Source organism: Fulvimarina pelagi HTCC2506 (assembly GCF_000153705.1).
Classification (GTDB): domain Bacteria; phylum Pseudomonadota; class Alphaproteobacteria; order Rhizobiales; family Rhizobiaceae; genus Fulvimarina; species Fulvimarina pelagi.
The window spans coordinates 23,878-40,294 of the sequence record NZ_DS022272.1; the positions used below are offsets into that span (position 1 = coordinate 23,878).

At 63.2% G+C, this 16,417-nt stretch carries 16 protein-coding genes; 14 read left to right on the forward strand and 2 right to left on the reverse strand.

All coding sequences use genetic code 11. From position 1 onward, the window contains the following. Window positions 1-82 precede the first annotated feature (82 nt). From pyrE to FP2506_RS00180, 13 genes are all read left to right on the forward strand, one after another. Window positions 83-661 (forward strand): orotate phosphoribosyltransferase, encoded by a 579-nt coding sequence (pyrE, locus tag FP2506_RS00120; protein ID WP_007065289.1) that lies wholly within the window; start codon window positions 83-85, stop codon window positions 659-661. A 61-nt stretch (window positions 662-722) separates the two neighbouring features. Beyond that, a complete protein-coding gene (locus FP2506_RS00125) occupies window positions 723-1,295 on the forward strand; it encodes a DUF2062 domain-containing protein (RefSeq protein WP_007065290.1) in 573 nt (190 codons plus the stop codon). Window positions 1,296-1,428: 133 nt separating this feature from the next. Beyond that, on the forward strand, window positions 1,429-2,295 hold the full coding sequence (gene lepB / locus FP2506_RS00130) for a signal peptidase I (protein ID WP_007065291.1): 867 nt from the start codon (window positions 1,429-1,431) through the stop codon (window positions 2,293-2,295). A 7-nt stretch (window positions 2,296-2,302) separates the two neighbouring features. After that, entirely contained in the window at window positions 2,303-3,007 is a 705-nt protein-coding gene (gene rnc / locus FP2506_RS00135) for a ribonuclease III (protein ID WP_007065292.1), read from the forward strand. Between the two features lie 14 nt (window positions 3,008-3,021). Beyond that, complete coding sequence (gene era / locus FP2506_RS00140; protein WP_040489221.1) at window positions 3,022-3,960, forward strand: GTPase Era; 939 nt, start codon at window positions 3,022-3,024, stop codon at window positions 3,958-3,960. 151 nt (window positions 3,961-4,111) lie between these two features. After that, entirely contained in the window at window positions 4,112-5,293 is a 1,182-nt protein-coding gene (locus FP2506_RS00145; protein ID WP_007065294.1) for an ABC transporter substrate-binding protein, read from the forward strand. 343 nt (window positions 5,294-5,636) lie between these two features. After that, entirely contained in the window at window positions 5,637-6,563 is a 927-nt protein-coding gene (locus FP2506_RS00150; protein ID WP_007065295.1) for a branched-chain amino acid ABC transporter permease, read from the forward strand. Continuing rightward, the gene (locus FP2506_RS00155) at window positions 6,560-7,591 is read left to right on the forward strand and encodes a branched-chain amino acid ABC transporter permease (RefSeq protein ID WP_007065296.1); all 1,032 of its coding nucleotides are present in this window, start codon (window positions 6,560-6,562) and stop codon (window positions 7,589-7,591) included. Before FP2506_RS00150 ends, FP2506_RS00155 begins: the two co-directional genes overlap by 4 nt. Continuing rightward, entirely contained in the window at window positions 7,581-8,339 is a 759-nt protein-coding gene (locus FP2506_RS00160) for an ABC transporter ATP-binding protein (protein ID WP_007065297.1), read from the forward strand. The genes FP2506_RS00155 and FP2506_RS00160 overlap by 11 nt, the downstream gene beginning before the upstream one ends. Then, window positions 8,339-9,040: an ABC transporter ATP-binding protein gene (locus tag FP2506_RS00165; protein ID WP_007065298.1), complete on the forward strand. Its 702-nt coding sequence runs from the start codon at window positions 8,339-8,341 to the stop codon at window positions 9,038-9,040. Before FP2506_RS00160 ends, FP2506_RS00165 begins: the two co-directional genes overlap by 1 nt. 11 nt (window positions 9,041-9,051) lie before the next feature. Beyond that, the gene (locus FP2506_RS00170; RefSeq protein WP_007065299.1) at window positions 9,052-9,909 is read left to right on the forward strand and encodes an alpha/beta hydrolase; all 858 of its coding nucleotides are present in this window, start codon (window positions 9,052-9,054) and stop codon (window positions 9,907-9,909) included. A gap of 418 nt (window positions 9,910-10,327) precedes the next feature. Next, a complete protein-coding gene (gene rpmB / locus FP2506_RS00175; protein ID WP_007065301.1) occupies window positions 10,328-10,630 on the forward strand; it encodes a 50S ribosomal protein L28 in 303 nt (100 codons plus the stop codon). 125 nt (window positions 10,631-10,755) lie between these two features. Further along, entirely contained in the window at window positions 10,756-11,445 is a 690-nt protein-coding gene (locus FP2506_RS00180) for a queuosine precursor transporter (protein WP_007065302.1), read from the forward strand. Between the two features lie 103 nt (window positions 11,446-11,548). On the opposite strand, the gene FP2506_RS00185 is transcribed toward FP2506_RS00180, so the two are convergent. Both FP2506_RS00185 and cobT read right to left on the reverse strand, forming a co-directional pair. Further along, window positions 11,549-12,574 (reverse strand): esterase-like activity of phytase family protein, encoded by a 1,026-nt coding sequence (locus FP2506_RS00185; protein WP_210160421.1) that lies wholly within the window; start codon window positions 12,572-12,574, stop codon window positions 11,549-11,551. 10 nt (window positions 12,575-12,584) lie between these two features. Continuing rightward, window positions 12,585-14,498, reverse strand: coding sequence for a cobaltochelatase subunit CobT (cobT, locus tag FP2506_RS00190; RefSeq protein WP_007065304.1), 1,914 nt, complete (start codon window positions 14,496-14,498; stop codon window positions 12,585-12,587). A gap of 209 nt (window positions 14,499-14,707) precedes the next feature. Here cobT and ade point away from each other — a divergent pair, with 209 nt between their 5' ends. Then, on the forward strand, window positions 14,708-16,402 hold the full coding sequence (gene ade, locus FP2506_RS00195; RefSeq protein WP_007065305.1) for an adenine deaminase: 1,695 nt from the start codon (window positions 14,708-14,710) through the stop codon (window positions 16,400-16,402). The last annotated feature ends 15 nt before the right edge of the window (window positions 16,403-16,417 follow it).

A 16,417-nucleotide genomic window follows, 5' to 3' on the forward strand; every position in this document is an offset into this window, starting at 1 on the left:
GCATCTTCCAGTAGGGAGGAGCCCAAATAGGCGGGCCGGCCTTTTTCGCCACGCAGCGAATGTTTCGAGAAGGGGGATCTTTATGACGACCGACGAGGTCCTCAACATTTTCCGCAAGGCGGGCGCCTATCTCGAAGGCCATTTCATATTGACATCGGGGCTACGCAGTCCGGTCTTCCTGCAGAAGGCCCGCGTCTTCATGCATGCCGATCTCACCGAGCGACTCTGCAGGGCCATGGCCGAAGCGATCCGTGAGCGGGTCGAGGGACCCGTGGACTTCGTGGTCGGCCCGGCCGTCGGCGGGATTATTCCCGCCTATGAGACCTCGCGTCATCTGAAGGTTCCAGCCGTTTGGGTCGAACGCGAGAACGGCGTTTTCAGGCTGCGCCGGTTTGAACTCCCGAAGGGCGCGCGCGTCGTCGTCGTCGAGGACATTGTGACGACGGGCCTGTCGATCCGCGAAACGGTGGCCTGCCTTGAGGAGATCGGCGCCGACGTGCGTGCCGCGGCCTGCATCATCGATCGCTCGGCCGGCAGGGCGGATGTCGGCGTGCCGTTGATCGCGCTCGCCGAATATGAGGTTCCCGCCTATCCGGCCGACCAAGTTCCGCCGGAACTCGCCGCGATAGAGCCAATCAAACCGGGCAGCCGCTCGCTATGAGCCTGCCAAATACGAAACCCGCCGACGTCGTCTCGCGGCACCGGGAGCGCTTGTGACGGACATGCTGTTTCGAAGACGTCAACCGGAGATCTTCTGGGACAGGGCAAGGCTCTGGCTCTGGCCGCGCGTTTCGTTTCACCGCTCCTTTCTCTATTTCAAGAAGCGTGTCCTGCGTCTCCACGCGACGCCGCACGCGATTGCGGCAGGTTTTGCGGCCGGCGTGCTTGCCTCCTTTACGCCGTTCATCGGCTTTCACTTTCTGCTCGCCTTTGCCATCGCCTACATGGTCGGTGGGAACATGGCTTCGGCCGCGATCGGCACCGCCGTCGGCAATCCGCTGACCTTCCCGTTCATCTGGGCGCTCACCTTCGAATGCGGCTCGGGAATTCTGTACGGGCGCGGCGACCTCGGCTCCGCTCACAGCGTCGGCTGGGCGCTGCGCGAAATGGATGTCTCGGCGATCTGGGAGCCATTGCTGAAACCCATGCTGGTCGGCGGCATTCCGATCGGGCTACTTGCCGCGGGTCTTTCCTACTGGATTATCCATCTCGGGGTCGGCCGATTCCAGACGCGGCGGGCAGCGCGGCTCGCCCGCCTGAAGCTCAAGCGCGCCAAATCTGCCATAACGGGATGACAATCTTCCACGATTCGATAGCGCTTTCGTAGCGCGCCCTTTCACGCATTGCTCCTCGTGGCCATGGTGGATAAAAGCGCTTAACATTTATGGCCGGGGCATATTCGGTCGATCCAAAAGGTTTGGAATGAGGATGGTCGAACCGACCCGAAAGCCGAGCGACGATGGACTTGGCCAGACCATTGGCGAGCGTGGTGCGGTGAAGAACCGCGAGTCCAGCCTGATCAATGAAGCGCATGGCGAAACCAGCAAGCCGGTCAACAGAGATCCGAACCCGTCGAAGAAAACTGAAAAGGGAGGGTTCGGGGAGACCGTGAAGGTCGTCATCCAGGCGCTGATCCTTGCGCTCCTGATCCGCACACTCTTCTTCCAGCCCTTTTCGATCCCATCCGGTTCGATGATGCCGACACTGTTGATCGGCGACTATCTCTTCGTCTCCAAGTGGAGCTACGGCTATTCGCGCTATTCGGCGCCGCTTTCACTGCCAATCTTCGAGGGTCGTATTCTTCCCGGCGAACCGGAGCGCGGCGATATTGTCGTGTTCCGTAAGCCGGGCGAGGAAGACACCGATTACATCAAGCGGCTGATCGGTCTGCCGGGTGACCGTATCCAGATGCGCGAAGGCGCCCTGTTCATCAACGGCGAGGCCGTGCTGCGCGAGCCGGCCGGCACGTTCGTCGGAGAGGACGGCGAGGAGATCGATCAGTTTCGCGAAACACTACCGAACGGCGAGAGCTACATGACGCTCGATCTCGGCCCCAATCTCGGTGGCGATGACACTCGCGAATTCGTCGTGCCGGACGGCCACTACTTCATGATGGGCGACAACCGGGACAATTCTCTCGATAGCCGTTTCGACGTCGGCTACGTGCCCTTCGAGAATCTGGTCGGCAAGGCGCAGATCATCTTCTTCTCGATCGGTGGCGGGGCTTCGCCGCTGGAACTCTGGGAATGGCCGAGCGAAATCCGCGTCTCGCGCATCTTCGACTGGCTTGGCTGATGCGGGCATGAGCGCACGCACCAAGCCGCTCGCCGAACTCGAAAAGCGGATCGGCGTCCGCTTTTCCGACCACGATCGACTGCAAAGGGCGCTCACCCATTCGAGCTTCCGCTCCTCCAAGGGCGACGGGCGCTCTTACGAGCGGCTGGAATTCCTGGGCGACCGGGTGCTGGGCCTCGTCGTCGCCGACAAGCTGTTCGAGATGTTTCCGAACGCTGACGAGGGTGAACTCAGCCTTCGGCTAAACTCGCTCGTCAACGCCGAGACCTGCGCGGCGGTGGCCGACGAGATCGGGCTCTACGAGTTCGTGCGGCAGGGCGGCGATCTAAGGAAGCTCGCGGCCTCGCGGACGAAATCGATCCGTGCCGATCTGATGGAGTCGCTGATTGCGGCGATCTATCTGAATTCTGGCTTGGACGACGCGCGGGCTTTCATCGAGTCCCATTGGGGCGAGCGGCTGAACAAGAGCGTCGCGGCCCGGCGCGATCCTAAGACGGCGCTTCAGGAATGGGCGCATCAGCGCGGGCCCGAGCCGCCGAAATACGAGGTGGTCGACCGGTCCGGTCCGGACCACAATCCGAAATTCAGGATCAAGGTGAGCATCGCAGGCGTTGATCCGTCGGAAGGCGAGGGCTCGTCCAAGAGATTGGCCGAACAGTCGGCCGCGACCGCCATGCTGATCCGTGAAAATGTCTGGAAGGACGAAGCGTGAGTGAGAACGAGGCGATCGGCGGCAAGGAGGCTGCTCCGGGCGAAGCGGCTGCCGGAGCAGAGGCGACGCGCTCCGGTTTCGTCGCGCTGATCGGTGCGCCGAACGCCGGCAAGTCGACGCTCGTCAATCAGCTGGTCGGCACCAAGGTCTCGATCGTCACGCACAAGGTGCAGACGACACGGGCACTGGTGCGCGGCATCGCGATCAAAGACAGGACGCAGATCGTCTTTGTCGATACGCCCGGCGTCTTCTCCCCTCGGCGGCGTCTCGACCGTGCCATGGTGAAGACCGCCTGGTCCGGCGCCAAGGATGCCGACATCCTTCTTGCGATCGTCGATGCCGAGCGCGGCGTCAGCCCTGAGTTGGAGTTGATTCTGGAGCGTCTGAAGGACGTTCGCCAGACCAAGGTTCTGCTCCTTAACAAGATCGACCGGATCAAGCGCGACAAGCTGTTGGGCCTCACCCAGCAGATCGTGGACAAGGTCGTGTTCGATCAGGTCTTCATGATTTCGGCGCTCGACGGGTCTGGCTGCAAGGACTTGATGACATGGCTTGCGGGCGCACTGCCTGAGGGGCCTTGGTACTATCCGGAAGACCAAATTTCAGATCTGCCGCTTCGCCAGCTCGCCGCCGAGATCACCCGCGAAAAGGTCTTCCTGAGGCTGCATCAGGAGCTGCCCTACGCATCGACCGTCGAGACCGAGCTTTGGGAGACGCGCAAGGACGGATCGGTGCGGATCGAGCAGACGATCTATGTCGAGCGCGACAGCCAGAAGGCGATCGTCCTCGGCCATAAGGGCGAGACGATCAAGGCGATCGGCCAGGCGGCACGGCGGGACATCACGGAAGCGGCCGACTGCAAGGTGCACCTCTTTCTCTTCGTGAAAGTGCGTGAGAATTGGGGCGACGACCCGGAGCGCTATCGCGAGATGGGCCTCGATTTCGGGGCGTAGTCGCGAACGCTCCCGATGTGTTGCGGCAAGTGGTTTTCTGTATAAACTCCGCTCGAGCGGCCGATTCCGGCTCGAAAGCAATCAGAACAGAAGCGGATATGCGGGCGCAGGCGCGGCCGCCGTGTCAAAAAACCGCTTGGGGGGAGACAGCATGAAATCCATGAAGATCGCAGCGCTCGGCCTGATGGCGGCGACGGCGCTCACCGGCCGTGTGCTGGCGCAGGATGCTTCCGACGAGACGCTCGACATCGGCCTGATGCTGACGCTGTCCGGTCCCGGCGCCGTGCTCGGCGAACAGGGCCGCGACGGTTTCATGCTGGCGGTCGAGGAGATGGGTGGCAAGCTCGGCGGCGTCGAGACAAACGTGACCACCGTCGACGACGAACTGAAGCCGGATGTCGCGGCGAACCGCGCGCGTGAACTGGTGGAGCGCGATGGAGCGGACTTCGTGGTCGGCCCGATCTTCTCCAACATCATGGCGGCGATCGCCAAGCCCGTGACCGATGCCGGCGCCTTTCTGATCAGCCCGAATGCCGGACCGTCGGTGTTTGCCGGCGAGGGATGCAACGAGAACCTCTTCGTCGTTTCCTATCAGAACGACCAGGTTCACGAGGTGCTCGGCAAATATGCGCAGGATCAGGGTTTCGCCCGCGTCTTCCTGATGGCTCCCAACTATCAGGCCGGCAAGGATTCTCTTGCCGGCTTCAAGCGCTCCTACAAGGGCGAGGTCACGAACGAGATCTACACCCAGCTCGGACAGCTCGATTTCTCCGCCGAACTCGCGCAGATTGCGGCGATGCAGCCGGACGCCGTCTTCACGTTCATGCCGGGCGGCATGGGCGTCAATCTCGTCAAGCAGTACCGGCAGGCGGGCCTCGAGACGATCCCGTTCCTCTCGGCCTTCACTGTCGACGAGACGACGCTACCGGCCCAGCAGGATGCGGCCGTCGGCTTCTTCGGCGGCGCGACCTGGGCCCCGAACATGGACAACGAGAAGTCCAAGGCTTTTGTGGCGGCCTATGAGGAAAAGTACGGTAGCGTCCCCGGCTTGTATGCGATGCAGGGCTATGACGCGGCGCAGATGATCGATAGCGCGGTGAAAGCTGCCGGCGGAGACCTGAGCGATACGGACGCGATCCGCGCCGGTTTGGAAGCCGCCGACTTCGATTCCCTGCGCGGTGAGATCGCGATGGGTCCGAACCACTATCCGGTGCAGGATTTCTATCTCGTCAAGGTCGCCAAGCGCGATGACGGGAAGTATCAGACGGAGATTCAGGAGACGATCTTCGAGGACTATTCCGACGCCTATGTCGACCAGTGCAAGATGGGGTGAGGCTCTTTCTTATTGGTGAGGGCGGGGCCATCGGCGCCCGGGCTTGCCTTTCGATGCTGAAGCCCCCGCATCCGTCATCCTCGGGCTCCGTCCCGAGGATCCAGGCGGTGTCGCTATTGAGGATTTGACTTAGAGACCGCATTCTTGCCGCCGGCTCTTCTGGATTCTCGGCTCGGAGGCCGAGAATGACGGAGGAGAGTTTAGGCGGAGAGGCGTCGAGCTCTGAGAATGCCTAGGCAATGTCGAGGCGGCATTGCTCCGTGAGGTTGGGAAGACCTCATGAAAAGAAGGCCGCCGGCCTCTGACCACTTCAGGACGACGACGAGAACCCGATAACCTCCTTATGTTCAACCTCTTCATCCTGCAGGCCCTCAACGGCATCCAGTTCGGCATTCTCCTCTTTCTCGTCGCGGCGGGGCTGACGCTGATTTTCGGGATCATGGATCTGATCAACCTCGCGCACGGCGTCCTCTACATGGTGGGCGCCTATTTCGTGGCGATGTTCACCGCCATGACCGGCGATTTCTTTTTGGGTCTCGCGATCGCGCTGCCGGCGGCGCTGCTCTTCGGTATTCTTCTCGAAATCCTCATCTTTAGGCGGCTCTACGAGCGCGATCATCTCGATCAGGTGCTCGCGACCTTCGGCCTGATCCTGATCCTCAACGAGGGCGTGAAGATGATCTGGGGTGCGGCGCCGATGAGCGTGCAGATCCCCGCCATCCTGTCCGGCTCGGTGCCGCTGATTGGGTTCGTTCAATATCCGATCTTCCGGATCGCCATCATTGTCGCAGGGCTCGCGACGGCGCTTGGCCTCTACGTTCTCGTCAACCACACACGAACGGGCATGCTGCTGCGCGCCGGAGCGACGGACGGGCCGATGGTCTCGGCCCTCGGCGTCGACATCAAGCGGCTCTTTATGCTGGTCTTCGGGCTCGGTGCCATGCTGGCTGGGTTCGCCGGCGCCATGGTCGCGCCGATCCTCTCCGTCGAGCCGGGCATGGGGGATTCGATCCTGATCCTCACATTCGTCGTCATCGTGATCGGCGGCGTCGGGTCGGTGCGCGGAGCCTTCGTCGCCGCCATTCTCGTCGGGCTCGTGGATACGCTCGGGCGCACCTTCGGGCCGATCCTCTTGCGCTCGGCGATGGATGCCTCCGCCGCAGGGCAGGCGGGCCGGACGCTCGCGCCGATGCTGATCTATATCCTGATGGCGGTGGTGCTTTTCTTGCGGCCCTCTGGCCTCTTCCCGGCAAGAGCCGCCGCGGTATGACCCTTGCTGCTTCCGACACCAAGGACGATGCCGCCGAGCCGGCGATCGAGAACCGCCGCGGCTTCGGCATCGTCTCGCGGGAGGGAGCGGCCGTCGCGGCCACGATCCTTTTCGCCGCGCTGGCGCTTCTGCCGCTTCTCGCAAGCGCCATCGACGACCCGTTCCTCATTGTGACGGCGACGCGGATCATGGTCTTTGCGCTGGCCGCGCTCGCGCTTGATCTGGTGCTCGGCTTCGGGGCGATGGTGAGCTTCGGCCACGCGGCCTTTCTCGGCATCGGCGCCTATTCAGTCGCGATCTTGTCGAGCCATGGCGTCGAGGATATCCTCGTCCAGACCCTCGTCGCCCTTGGCACCGCCTCGCTCTTCGCGCTGATCACAGGCGCCATTTCGCTGCGGACAAGCGGCGTCTACTTCATCATGATCACGCTCGCCTTCGGGCAGATGGCCTATTTCTTCATGATCTCGCTCTCGGCCTATGGCGGCGACGACGGGATGACGCTTTGGAACCGCTCGACGGTGCTCGGCAGCGACGTTCTGGAGAGCGATCTTGTGCTTTTCTATGTCGTCCTCGCCGCGCTGGTCCTCGCATTCTTTGCCTTGCGGGCCGTTGTCGGATCGCGGTTCGGACGGGTGCTGAGGGGCACGCGCGACAACGCCACGCGCATGCGGGCGATCGGGTTTTCGCCCTATTCCTACCAGCTGACGGCCTATGTGATGTCCGGCGCAATCGCCGCTCTTGCGGGCGTCTTCCTCGCCAATCAGACCGAGTTCGTTTCGCCCGCCTACATGAACTGGCAGCGCTCGGGTGAACTCATCGTTATGGTGGTGATCGGCGGCATGGGGACGCTCGTCGGGCCCATCGCGGGTGCCATCGCGCTGTTGCTTGCCGAGGAATGGCTGGCGAACCTTTGGGAGCACTACAAGCTGGTCCTCGGGGTGCTCATCGTCTGCCTCGCGCTGTTCACCCGTGGCGGTATCGCCGGTGCGGCGCGGCGGCTGTTCAGGGGAGGGCGCCATGGCGGGTGAGCCCCATCTCGAAGTCGAGGGCCTCAGCAAATCCTTCGGCGCGCTCCGCGTTACCGACAACATCTCGATCGCCGTGCCTAGGGGCGAACTCCACGCTGTCATCGGCCCGAACGGGGCGGGCAAGACGACGCTGATCCATCAACTCTCCGGTCAGCTGAAGAGCGATTTCGGACGTATTCGTCTGGAAGGTGCCGATATCACGCGGCTGCAGATGCCGGAGCGCGTGCGCCGTGGCCTTGCCCGCTCGTTCCAGATCACGTCCATCCTCGACGGCTTCTCGGTCCTCGAAAACGTCGCGCTGGCGGTTCAGGCGCGATCGGGATCGAGCTTCCGCTTCTTTGCCCGCGCTGCCTCTGAAGCCGCCCTCAATGCTGAGGCCATGGAGGCCTTGGCCCGCGTGAACCTCATCGATCGCGCGCACCGGACGGCTGCAAACCTTTCCCACGGCGAGAAGCGCCAGCTGGAGATCGCCATCGCGCTTGCGACGGGCGCTGAGCTGCTGCTTCTGGACGAACCCCTGGCCGGGACCAGCCACGAAGAGTCCGCAGCGCTTGTGGCGCTGATGCAGGAATTGAAGGCGAGCCACACGATCATCCTCGTGGAGCACGATATGGAAGCCGTGTTCGCGCTGGCGGATCGGGTGAGCGTCCTCGTCTACGGCCGGATCATCGCCAGCGGCACGCCTGCCGAAGTACGCGACGATCCGGCCGTGCGGGCCGCCTATCTCGGCGAGGAGGAGGCAGCCTGATGCTTGCCGTCGAAGGACTGGAAGCTGCCTATGGCGACAGCCGCATCCTGTTCGGCGTCGATCTCGCAGTCGGGGCAGGGGAGGTCGTCACGCTGCTCGGCCGTAACGGAATGGGCAAGACGACGACGATCAAGTCGATCTTCGGCCTTTTGAAGCCGCGCGGCGGGCGGGTCGCGATCGATGGGGAGGATTTCACCGGTCGGCCGCCACACCTCATCGCTCAGAAGGGGCTCGGGCTCGTGCCGGAGGGGCGGCGGGTGTTTCCGACGCTGACGGTGGAAGAAAACCTCGTCGCGACTCATAGGACCGAGCGTGCAGGTGCTGCGAAGTGGACTTTGGCGTCGGTCTATAAGCTGTTTCCATCGCTGAAAGCGAGGAGACGCAATCTCGGCAGCCAGCTGTCCGGCGGTGAGCAGCAGATGCTGGCGATCGGCCGGGCCCTGATGACGAATCCGCGCCTCGTCGTCCTCGACGAAGCGACGGAAGGATTGGCGCCGCTGGTGCGGGCCGAGATCTGGAAATGCCTCGAAGCGATCAAGGACGCTGGCGATGCGATCCTCGTCATCGACAAGAATGTCGATGCGCTGACGCGGTTCGCGGATCGGCATGTCGTCATCGAGAAGGGTCGGGTTGCCTGGACCGGCACGACGGAGGAACTGAAGGCGACGCCGGACATCAAGGACCGATTTCTGCACGTTTGAGGGGACGCGAAATGACGGAGCTGTGCGAGGAAACCTGGATCGCGAAAGGCGATGTCGTCGCGGATTTCGATGCGGCCTACGACAACCGCGCTGCCGTCGCCGATGCAGCGGCCTTCGGACCCCGCTGGCAGGCCGATGCAACCGCCTTCCGCGAGCGGTGTCGCGAAGAGGGGCGGGCGGAGATCGGCATTCCGTACGGCTCCGGGTCGCGCGAGCGCTACGATTTGTTTCGGCCGGCTAGTGAGGCACGCGGGCTCGTAGTCTTCATCCATGGCGGCTACTGGAAGTCTCAGGATGTGGAGAACTTCTCGCACTTCGCCGGCGGTCCGCTGGCATGCGGCTATGCCGTTGCGTTGCCGGAATATACGCTCTGCCCGGAGACGACGATCCCCAACATCACCCGCGAGATCGGCACCTGTCTCGATCACGTTGCAGAGCGTGTCTCCGGGCCGATCCGGTTGTCCGGTCATTCGGCGGGCGGGCATCTCGCGACGCGGATGCTCTGTACGGATGCGCCGATCGCGGAATCGACGGCCAAGCGGGTCGACCGCGTCGTCTCGATCAGCGGCCTGCACGATCTGCGGCCGATTATGCGAACCGCGATGAACGATGTCCTCGGGCTTGATCTTCAGACGGCACGGGCCGAGAGCCCGGCGCTGCTCGAGCCGCGGCCCGGTGCGGAACTCGTTTGTGTGGTCGGGGCAAACGAACTGCCGGAACTCCGCCGGCAGAATGCGCTTCTCGCCAATGTCTGGTGCGGCTTTGGGCTGAAGACGCGGGCTTTCGAAGTGTCGGATAGGCACCATCTCGACGTCATCGACGGTCTTTGCGAGGCCGACAGCGCGCTCACCCGATTGCTTGTCGTTTGAAGCGTTCGAGACGCGCCCAATTCAGCCGTGGAAGCGTGTTCGCATGGCTCCCAGATCGTTCGTTATTCGCCGGCGCCTTCGGAGAGTCGGTCGTTCAGCTATTCAAGCGGCTTCCGCCCTTGACGATACGAAAGCAAGCAGCCGGCTGCGTCGGACCGGCAAGGACAGGCTGGGGCAGCTTTCGGCCCTTTTTTGACAGGGTAGGAAATTGCAGCGCGGAAGGAACGTCGGCGCTTTCTTCGGAATATCTGTGAGCGCCGCAAGCTTCGCGCCCCCATGCCGGTCGTCGGCTTGACGCATCCGACCTTGGCGACTATAGCCAAGCCCAATTTTCCGATCATGCCCGTCAGCATGGTTCGCGCCGGTATCGGCGGCGCGGGGCGGCGGGCGTTCAGACCTATAGAGAAGGTGAACCAAGATGTCGCGCGTCTGCGAACTCACCGGCAAGGGCGTCATGTCCGGGAACAACGTGTCCCACGCGAACAACAAGACCCGCCGCCGCTTCCTGCCCAACCTGTGCAGCGTCACGCTGATCTCCGACGCGCTCGGTCAGCGCTATCGCCTGAAGGTCTCGGCCCATGCCCTGCGCTCGGTCGAGCATCGCGGCGGCCTCGACGCGTTTCTCCTGAAGTCGCACGAGAACGAACTGTCCCAGCGCGCCAGACTGCTGAAGCGCCAGATCGCGAAGAAGCTCGCCGAGACGAGCGAAGCGGCCGCTTAAGGCCCATCGCTTCTCGCAAGAATGCCTGCGCCGTGGCGGACTGATCCGTCGCGGCGTTTCATTTCGCCGGGTGGCATATGCTGGCCGGGCGTCCATCCGCTGGTTCCATCACCCAGGTTAAAAAAATGCATTTCCTCAAGACCAATTGGCTCGCCGTTCTGGCGATGACCCTGATCGTGCTCGCCGCGAACGTCGCGGTGCAGTATCCGATGTTCGTTCAGGTCGGCCCGCTCGATCTGGCCGATCTCCTCACCTACGGGGCCTTCGTCTATCCGTTCGCTTTTCTGGTGACGGACCTGACCAACCGGCTTTATGGGCCGAAGATCGCCCGGCGCGTGGTCTATACCGGGTTCGCGACGGCTGTGATCTGCTCGATCATCGTGCCGACGGTCCTCTATGAACTAGGTCTGATTTCCTACTCCACAGGTGCCGCCCGGGTCTCACGGATCGCGATCGCCTCCGGGACGGCTTTCCTCGTTGCCCAACTGCTCGACATCTTCGTCTTCAACAAGCTTAGGCAGGACCGCTGGTGGCGCGCGCCGGCAGCCTCATCGGTTTCCGGTTCGGTCGTCGATACGCTGGTGTTTTTCGGTATTGCCTTCGCGCCGATCTTCTTCTTTCTCGGCCCGAACGACGCCTTCGCGCTTGAGGCCGGCCCGCTTTTCGGCCTGATGACGACCGAGGCGCCGCGCTGGTTTTCCTGGGCGCTCGGTGACTTGGCGCTGAAGCTGCTGATCGCCGCCTTCGCGCTGGTTCCGTATCGGATCATCATCGGACAAGTCCTGCCGACCCGGCAGGCAGCGACCTTTCGTTAACGCTCCGGAACCGCCACCGTCGCCAAGCTCAACTTGAGCTTGAGGGTGCACCTGACCCGATGACTGCAGCCTTCGGCGAACAAACTTTCTCAATTCTCCATCATCAATCGATGAGGCGAAATTCCAGGAGAAGATTGCGTTGGAGGAAGGAATTGTTGTCGTCCGAGATCAACGTCAGTCGGGTCTGACCGACCTCGTCCCGCCATATTGCGAGACCCTCCATATTGTCGATCTCCTCGGAGAGGTCGGCCTCGAAGATCACCTCTCCATCGACGAGCGCGCCGGGCGCAACGTCGCCTCCGTCCATCAGCCGCAGACGGGCGCCGAGGCCGCCCGTGAAGCCGTCGTAGCGTCGTTCCAGGACGACGAGGTCTCCGCCCGGCAGAAAGTCTGCATCGGTGACATCCCAGCGCTCATCTTTACGGATCTTGAAGATGCCGCGATCTGCCCCTGCGACGATTGCGGCAAAGAGGTTGCCGTCCGTGTCGATCGATCCTTCCGCAATGGTGATCAGGGCACCTGCCAGAGACGAGCCTTCCGGCGCGACCGCAAGAGCTTCGAGGCCTTCGTTGGCCCTTAATTCAGCAAGCGGTATGGGTTGCGGGACTTCTTCCGGCTCGCCGAAACCGCTGTCTGTGATCGGGTAGCTGAGAATGCGTGGCCGACGTTCGAAGGAGACAAGCAAATCACTGCTCCGCCGCGCGAGGCCTTCTGCATCACTCTCAAGCTTGCCGTCGAGCGGTGCACCATCGGTGCCCGTCAGGGGCTCGACCGCGACATCTTCAAGGCCGGTCGGACCGCCCGCCGCATCACGGGAGATGCGGCCGGTTACCCAGGTGCCGATATCGCTGATCGCGGTAAAGCCTACGCCATCGGTATCGAGCACAAGGCCCGATAGGCCGGCGACGCCGCTGCCGAAGGCAGAGAAGGAGAAACCGCCGACATAGGCGAGGGCGCCGAACCTCGTTTCCTCGCTGTCTTTCCGGAAGGTCTCGATCTTCTTGGCCGTTACGGTGACCGACGCGGCACCAGCGTGGGCCGAGGCGAAAATCACGAGGAATGAGACTGCCGCGAAGAGCGATGTAAATCGATCGAGTGAAAAGCGATACACGGTTTTCGGACTTGCCACCTGCACGCCGTCAGCGCATGCCGGCTGCACGGCGGCGATAGGTAGATTGAACACCCGGGCCTTCGTCCTCGAAGAGGGCGGCAAGTTGTTCAGTCATCGCGCCTGCGAGTTCCTCAGCATCGACGATCGTGACGGCGCGGCGATAATAGCGCGTCACATCGTGGCCAATGCCGATGGCAAGCAGCTCCACCGGCGAGCGCTGTTCGATCTCGTCTATGACTGCCCTCAGATGCCTTTCGAGGAAGTTGCCAGAATTGACGGATAGGGTCGAATCATCGACAGGCGCACCATCCGAGATCACCATCAGGATGCGGCGCTGTTCGGAGCGTTTCGAGAGCCGCGAATGGGCCCAGATCAGCGCTTCGCCGTCGATGTTCTCCTTCAGAAGGCCCTCACGCATCATCAGGCCGAGATTGCGCCGCGCCCGCCGCCAGGGTGCATCGGCGCTCTTGTAGACGATGTGGCGCAGATCGTTGAGCCGGCCGGGGCGCGGCGGCTTGCCGGCCTTGAGCCACGCTTCCCGCGACTGCCCGCCCTTCCATGCGCGCGTCGTAAACCCGAGCACTTCCACCTTCACGCCGCAGCGCTCCAGCGTGCGAGCGAGGATGTCGGCGCAGGTGGCGGCAACCGTGATGGGGCGGCCACGCATGGATCCGGAATTGTCAATGAGAAGCGAGACGATGGTGTCGCGGAATTCGGTGTCGCGCTCCATCTTGTAGGAAAGCGACTGCATCGGATCGATAACGATGCGCGTCAGGCGGGCCGTATCCAGATAGCCTTCCTCGAGATCGAAGTCCCATGAACGGTTCTGCTGGGCCATCAGCCGGCGTTGCAGCCGGTTGGCGAGCCTGCCGACGACGCCCTGAAGCGATGTGAGCTGCTTGTCGAGGAAGCCTCGGAGGCGATCGAGCTCGGCCTCGTCGCAGAGTTCTTCCGCACCGATCTCCTCGTCGAAGGCGCGGGAATAGACCTCGTATTCTATCTTCTGGAGGGGATCGAGGTCCTTCGGCTCGGGCCTGCGGGCCTCACCGGGGGTCTCGGAGCTCTCCTCCCCTTCATCAACGACGTCGTCAGCGGTAACTTCGGAGTCTTCGGCCTCGGAGGTCTCGTCGTTCTCGCCCTCGTTCTCGGCCTCTTCGGACTGGGTGTCCTCGGAGCCGTCCTCCTTCTCGGCGCCGCCTTCCTCCTGATCGCGAACCTGATTGTCGCCCTTCTCGTCCTCGTTTTCTTCGTCGTTGTCATCCGATTGCTCGGGCTCGGCCAGTTCCTCGGCCATTTCGAGTGAGACAAGGACGTCGCGGATCGCGCGGGCAAACGCTTCCTGATTGTCCGCATGGCCGGCGAGATTGGCAAAGCGCGCGCCGACCTTTTCCTCGATCATCTCGCGCCAGACACCGACCAAGGCCTCGGCGCTCGGCGGCACCGGGCGGCCGGTCAGCGCCTCGCGCACCATCAGAGCGACGGCGTCCTCCATCGGCGCTTCGTTGCGGTCTGTGACTTCGGTGAGGTTCGAGCGGGCGTATTTGTCCTCCAGCATGGAGGCGAGATTGTCGCCGACGCCGGGCATGGCGTTCGCACCGATCGCCTCGCAGCGAGCCTGTTCGACAGAGTCGTAGATGGCACGGGCACCCTGGCCATCGGGCGAGAGCTTGGCATGAAGTTTCGGATCGTGCCGCGCCCGGCGTAGAGCCATCGCGTCGGCGACACCGCGGGTGACTGCGACGTCATTTGTCGTCGCGCGTTTGGGCAACTCCGGCAGACGTGCGGCATTGCCGGATAGACCAGGCCGATCAGACGAAAAGGTGACTTCGAGTTCGGCATCGCCCGCGATCGCCCGCAGGGTGTTCGCCAGCGAACGCCGGAAGGGTTCTCGATTGACCGCCTTCGTAGGGGCCGGCCGCTTGTTGTCGCCGATCTTGCTCATGAGGTCGAGATAAGGGGTTTGTGCAGCAGCGGACAAGGGAGGCGAAGGCGGGGTGAGACGAAAAGATCGTTGCACGAAAGAGAACCAGGCGTTCGCCGAGACGGCACCCGTCCGCTTCAATTCGCGTTGCGGGCGGCATACCTTCGTGATCGCGGACCGCCTTCGCAGTCCCGGTCAGCGATGGTGTGGCAATCAGACAAGGGGCCCTCATGGCACGAGACGAACTCGAACGGCGGATCGCGCAGGCGCGGGGTGACGAACCGGCCGATCTTAAGCTTAGCGGTGGCCGGGTCTTCGATCTCGTGACCGGAACGTTCATCGAGGGCGACGTTGCGATCTGCGGTTCGCGGATCGCCGGCATCGGCGACTACGAGGCCAAGCAAGTGGTCGATGTGACCGGCCTAAAGCTCGTGCCCGGCTTCATCGACACGCATCTCCACATCGAGAGCAGCCTCGTTACGCCCTTCGAATTCGATCGGCTGGTGACGCCGCGCGGCATCACGACGGCGATCTGCGATCCGCACGAGATCGCCAACGTGATCGGGCTCGATGGTATCCGTTATTTTCAGGAGGCGAGCCGGCATCTCGTGCTGGACCTCAAGGTTCAGCTGTCGAGCTGCGTGCCGTCGACCGACATGGAGACCTCGGGCGCGCGGATCGAGGCGGCCGATCTGGCGGAGGTGAAGGGGCATCCCTCGGCGATCGGCCTTGCCGAATTCATGAACTATCCGGGCGTGATCCACCGCGACCCGCGTGCGATGGCCAAGCTAAGGCTCTTCGAGAACGGCCATATCGACGGGCATTGCCCGCAGCTCTCGGGGCGCGATCTCAACGCCTATATCGCGGCCGGCATCCGTACCGAGCACGAAGCGACGACCGCCGAAGAGGCTCTTGAGAAGCTGCGCAAGGGGATGCGCGTCCTCATCCGCGAAGGCTCCGTCAGCAAGGACCTCGACGCGCTGCAGCCGGTGCTGACCGAACGCACGGCACCGTATATGTGCCTTTGCACCGATGACCGGAACCCGTTGGACATCGGCGAGCACGGCCATCTCGACTACATGATCCGCCGGCTCATCGCGCTCGGCACGCCGCCGCTCGCGGCCTATCGCGCGGCCTCGCTGTCGGCTGCCGAAGCGTTCGGTCTCAAGGATCGTGGCCTGATCTCGCCGGGCCTAAGGGCCGACATCGTTGCGCTCGACAGCTTGGAGAGCTGCCATGCGAAGCTCGTCCTGAGCGGTGGCCAGATCGTCGACCAGGCGGCCTTCGAGCGGCGTGGCACGGTTCCGCCGGTCGGGCGCGATTCGGTGAAGGCCAAGGCCGTCTCCCCAGCGGATTTCCGCGCGCCGGGCAATACGGCTGAAACCCACGTCATCGGCATCCTCGACGGAAAGATCATCACCGAACATCTTAACGAGGAGGTCGCGCCCGTCGACGGGGACAAGCGGCCCGATACGGCGCGCGACCTCGTCCGGATCGCGATCGTCGAGCGACATGGCGTCAACGGAAACATTGCAACCGGTTTCGTGCGCGGCTTCGGCCTCAAGAAGGGCGCCATTGCCTCGACCGTCTGCCACGACCACCACAATATCGCTGTTGTCGGCGCGGACTACGAGGACATGGCGCTCGCGGCGAAACGGCTTTCGGAGATTGAAGGCGGATTCGTCGTGACGGATGGCGGCAAGATCCTCGCCGAACTGGCGCTGCCGGTAGCGGGGCTCATGTCGCTCGAACCCTTCGAGGCCGTGCATGAGAGCCTCGTCGCCCTGCGGGCTGCCGCCAAGAGCCTGGGCGTCACGCTGGAGGAGCCCTTCCTGCAACTCGCCTTCCTCGCGCTTCCCGTGATCCCTGCGCTGAAGATCACCGATTGCGGTCTCGTAGACGTCGAACGCTTCGAGATCATCTGAGGTGCGCGTCGGCCG

Bases quoted from the DNA above. Each gene is read 5' to 3' on its own strand.
- FP2506_RS00180 (WP_007065302.1), top strand. From the start codon at position 10,756: ATGCATTTCCTCAAGACCAATTGGCTCGCCGTTCTGGCGATGACCCTG.
- FP2506_RS00160 (WP_007065297.1), top strand. From the start codon at position 7,581: ATGGCGGGTGAGCCCCATCTCGAAGTCGAGGGCCTCAGCAAATCCTTC.
- FP2506_RS00125 (WP_007065290.1), top strand. From the start codon at position 723: ATGCTGTTTCGAAGACGTCAACCGGAGATCTTCTGGGACAGGGCAAGG.
- FP2506_RS00150 (WP_007065295.1), top strand. From the start codon at position 5,637: ATGTTCAACCTCTTCATCCTGCAGGCCCTCAACGGCATCCAGTTCGGC.
- rpmB (WP_007065301.1), top strand. From the start codon at position 10,328: ATGTCGCGCGTCTGCGAACTCACCGGCAAGGGCGTCATGTCCGGGAAC.
- pyrE (WP_007065289.1), top strand. From the start codon at position 83: ATGACGACCGACGAGGTCCTCAACATTTTCCGCAAGGCGGGCGCCTAT.
- FP2506_RS00165 (WP_007065298.1), top strand. From the start codon at position 8,339: ATGCTTGCCGTCGAAGGACTGGAAGCTGCCTATGGCGACAGCCGCATC.
- rnc (WP_007065292.1), top strand. From the start codon at position 2,303: ATGAGCGCACGCACCAAGCCGCTCGCCGAACTCGAAAAGCGGATCGGC.
- lepB (WP_007065291.1), top strand. From the start codon at position 1,429: ATGGTCGAACCGACCCGAAAGCCGAGCGACGATGGACTTGGCCAGACC.
- ade (WP_007065305.1), top strand. From the start codon at position 14,708: ATGGCACGAGACGAACTCGAACGGCGGATCGCGCAGGCGCGGGGTGAC.
- FP2506_RS00145 (WP_007065294.1), top strand. From the start codon at position 4,112: ATGAAATCCATGAAGATCGCAGCGCTCGGCCTGATGGCGGCGACGGCG.
- FP2506_RS00155 (WP_007065296.1), top strand. From the start codon at position 6,560: ATGACCCTTGCTGCTTCCGACACCAAGGACGATGCCGCCGAGCCGGCG.
- FP2506_RS00170 (WP_007065299.1), top strand. From the start codon at position 9,052: ATGACGGAGCTGTGCGAGGAAACCTGGATCGCGAAAGGCGATGTCGTC.
- cobT (WP_007065304.1), bottom strand. From the start codon at position 14,498: ATGAGCAAGATCGGCGACAACAAGCGGCCGGCCCCTACGAAGGCGGTC.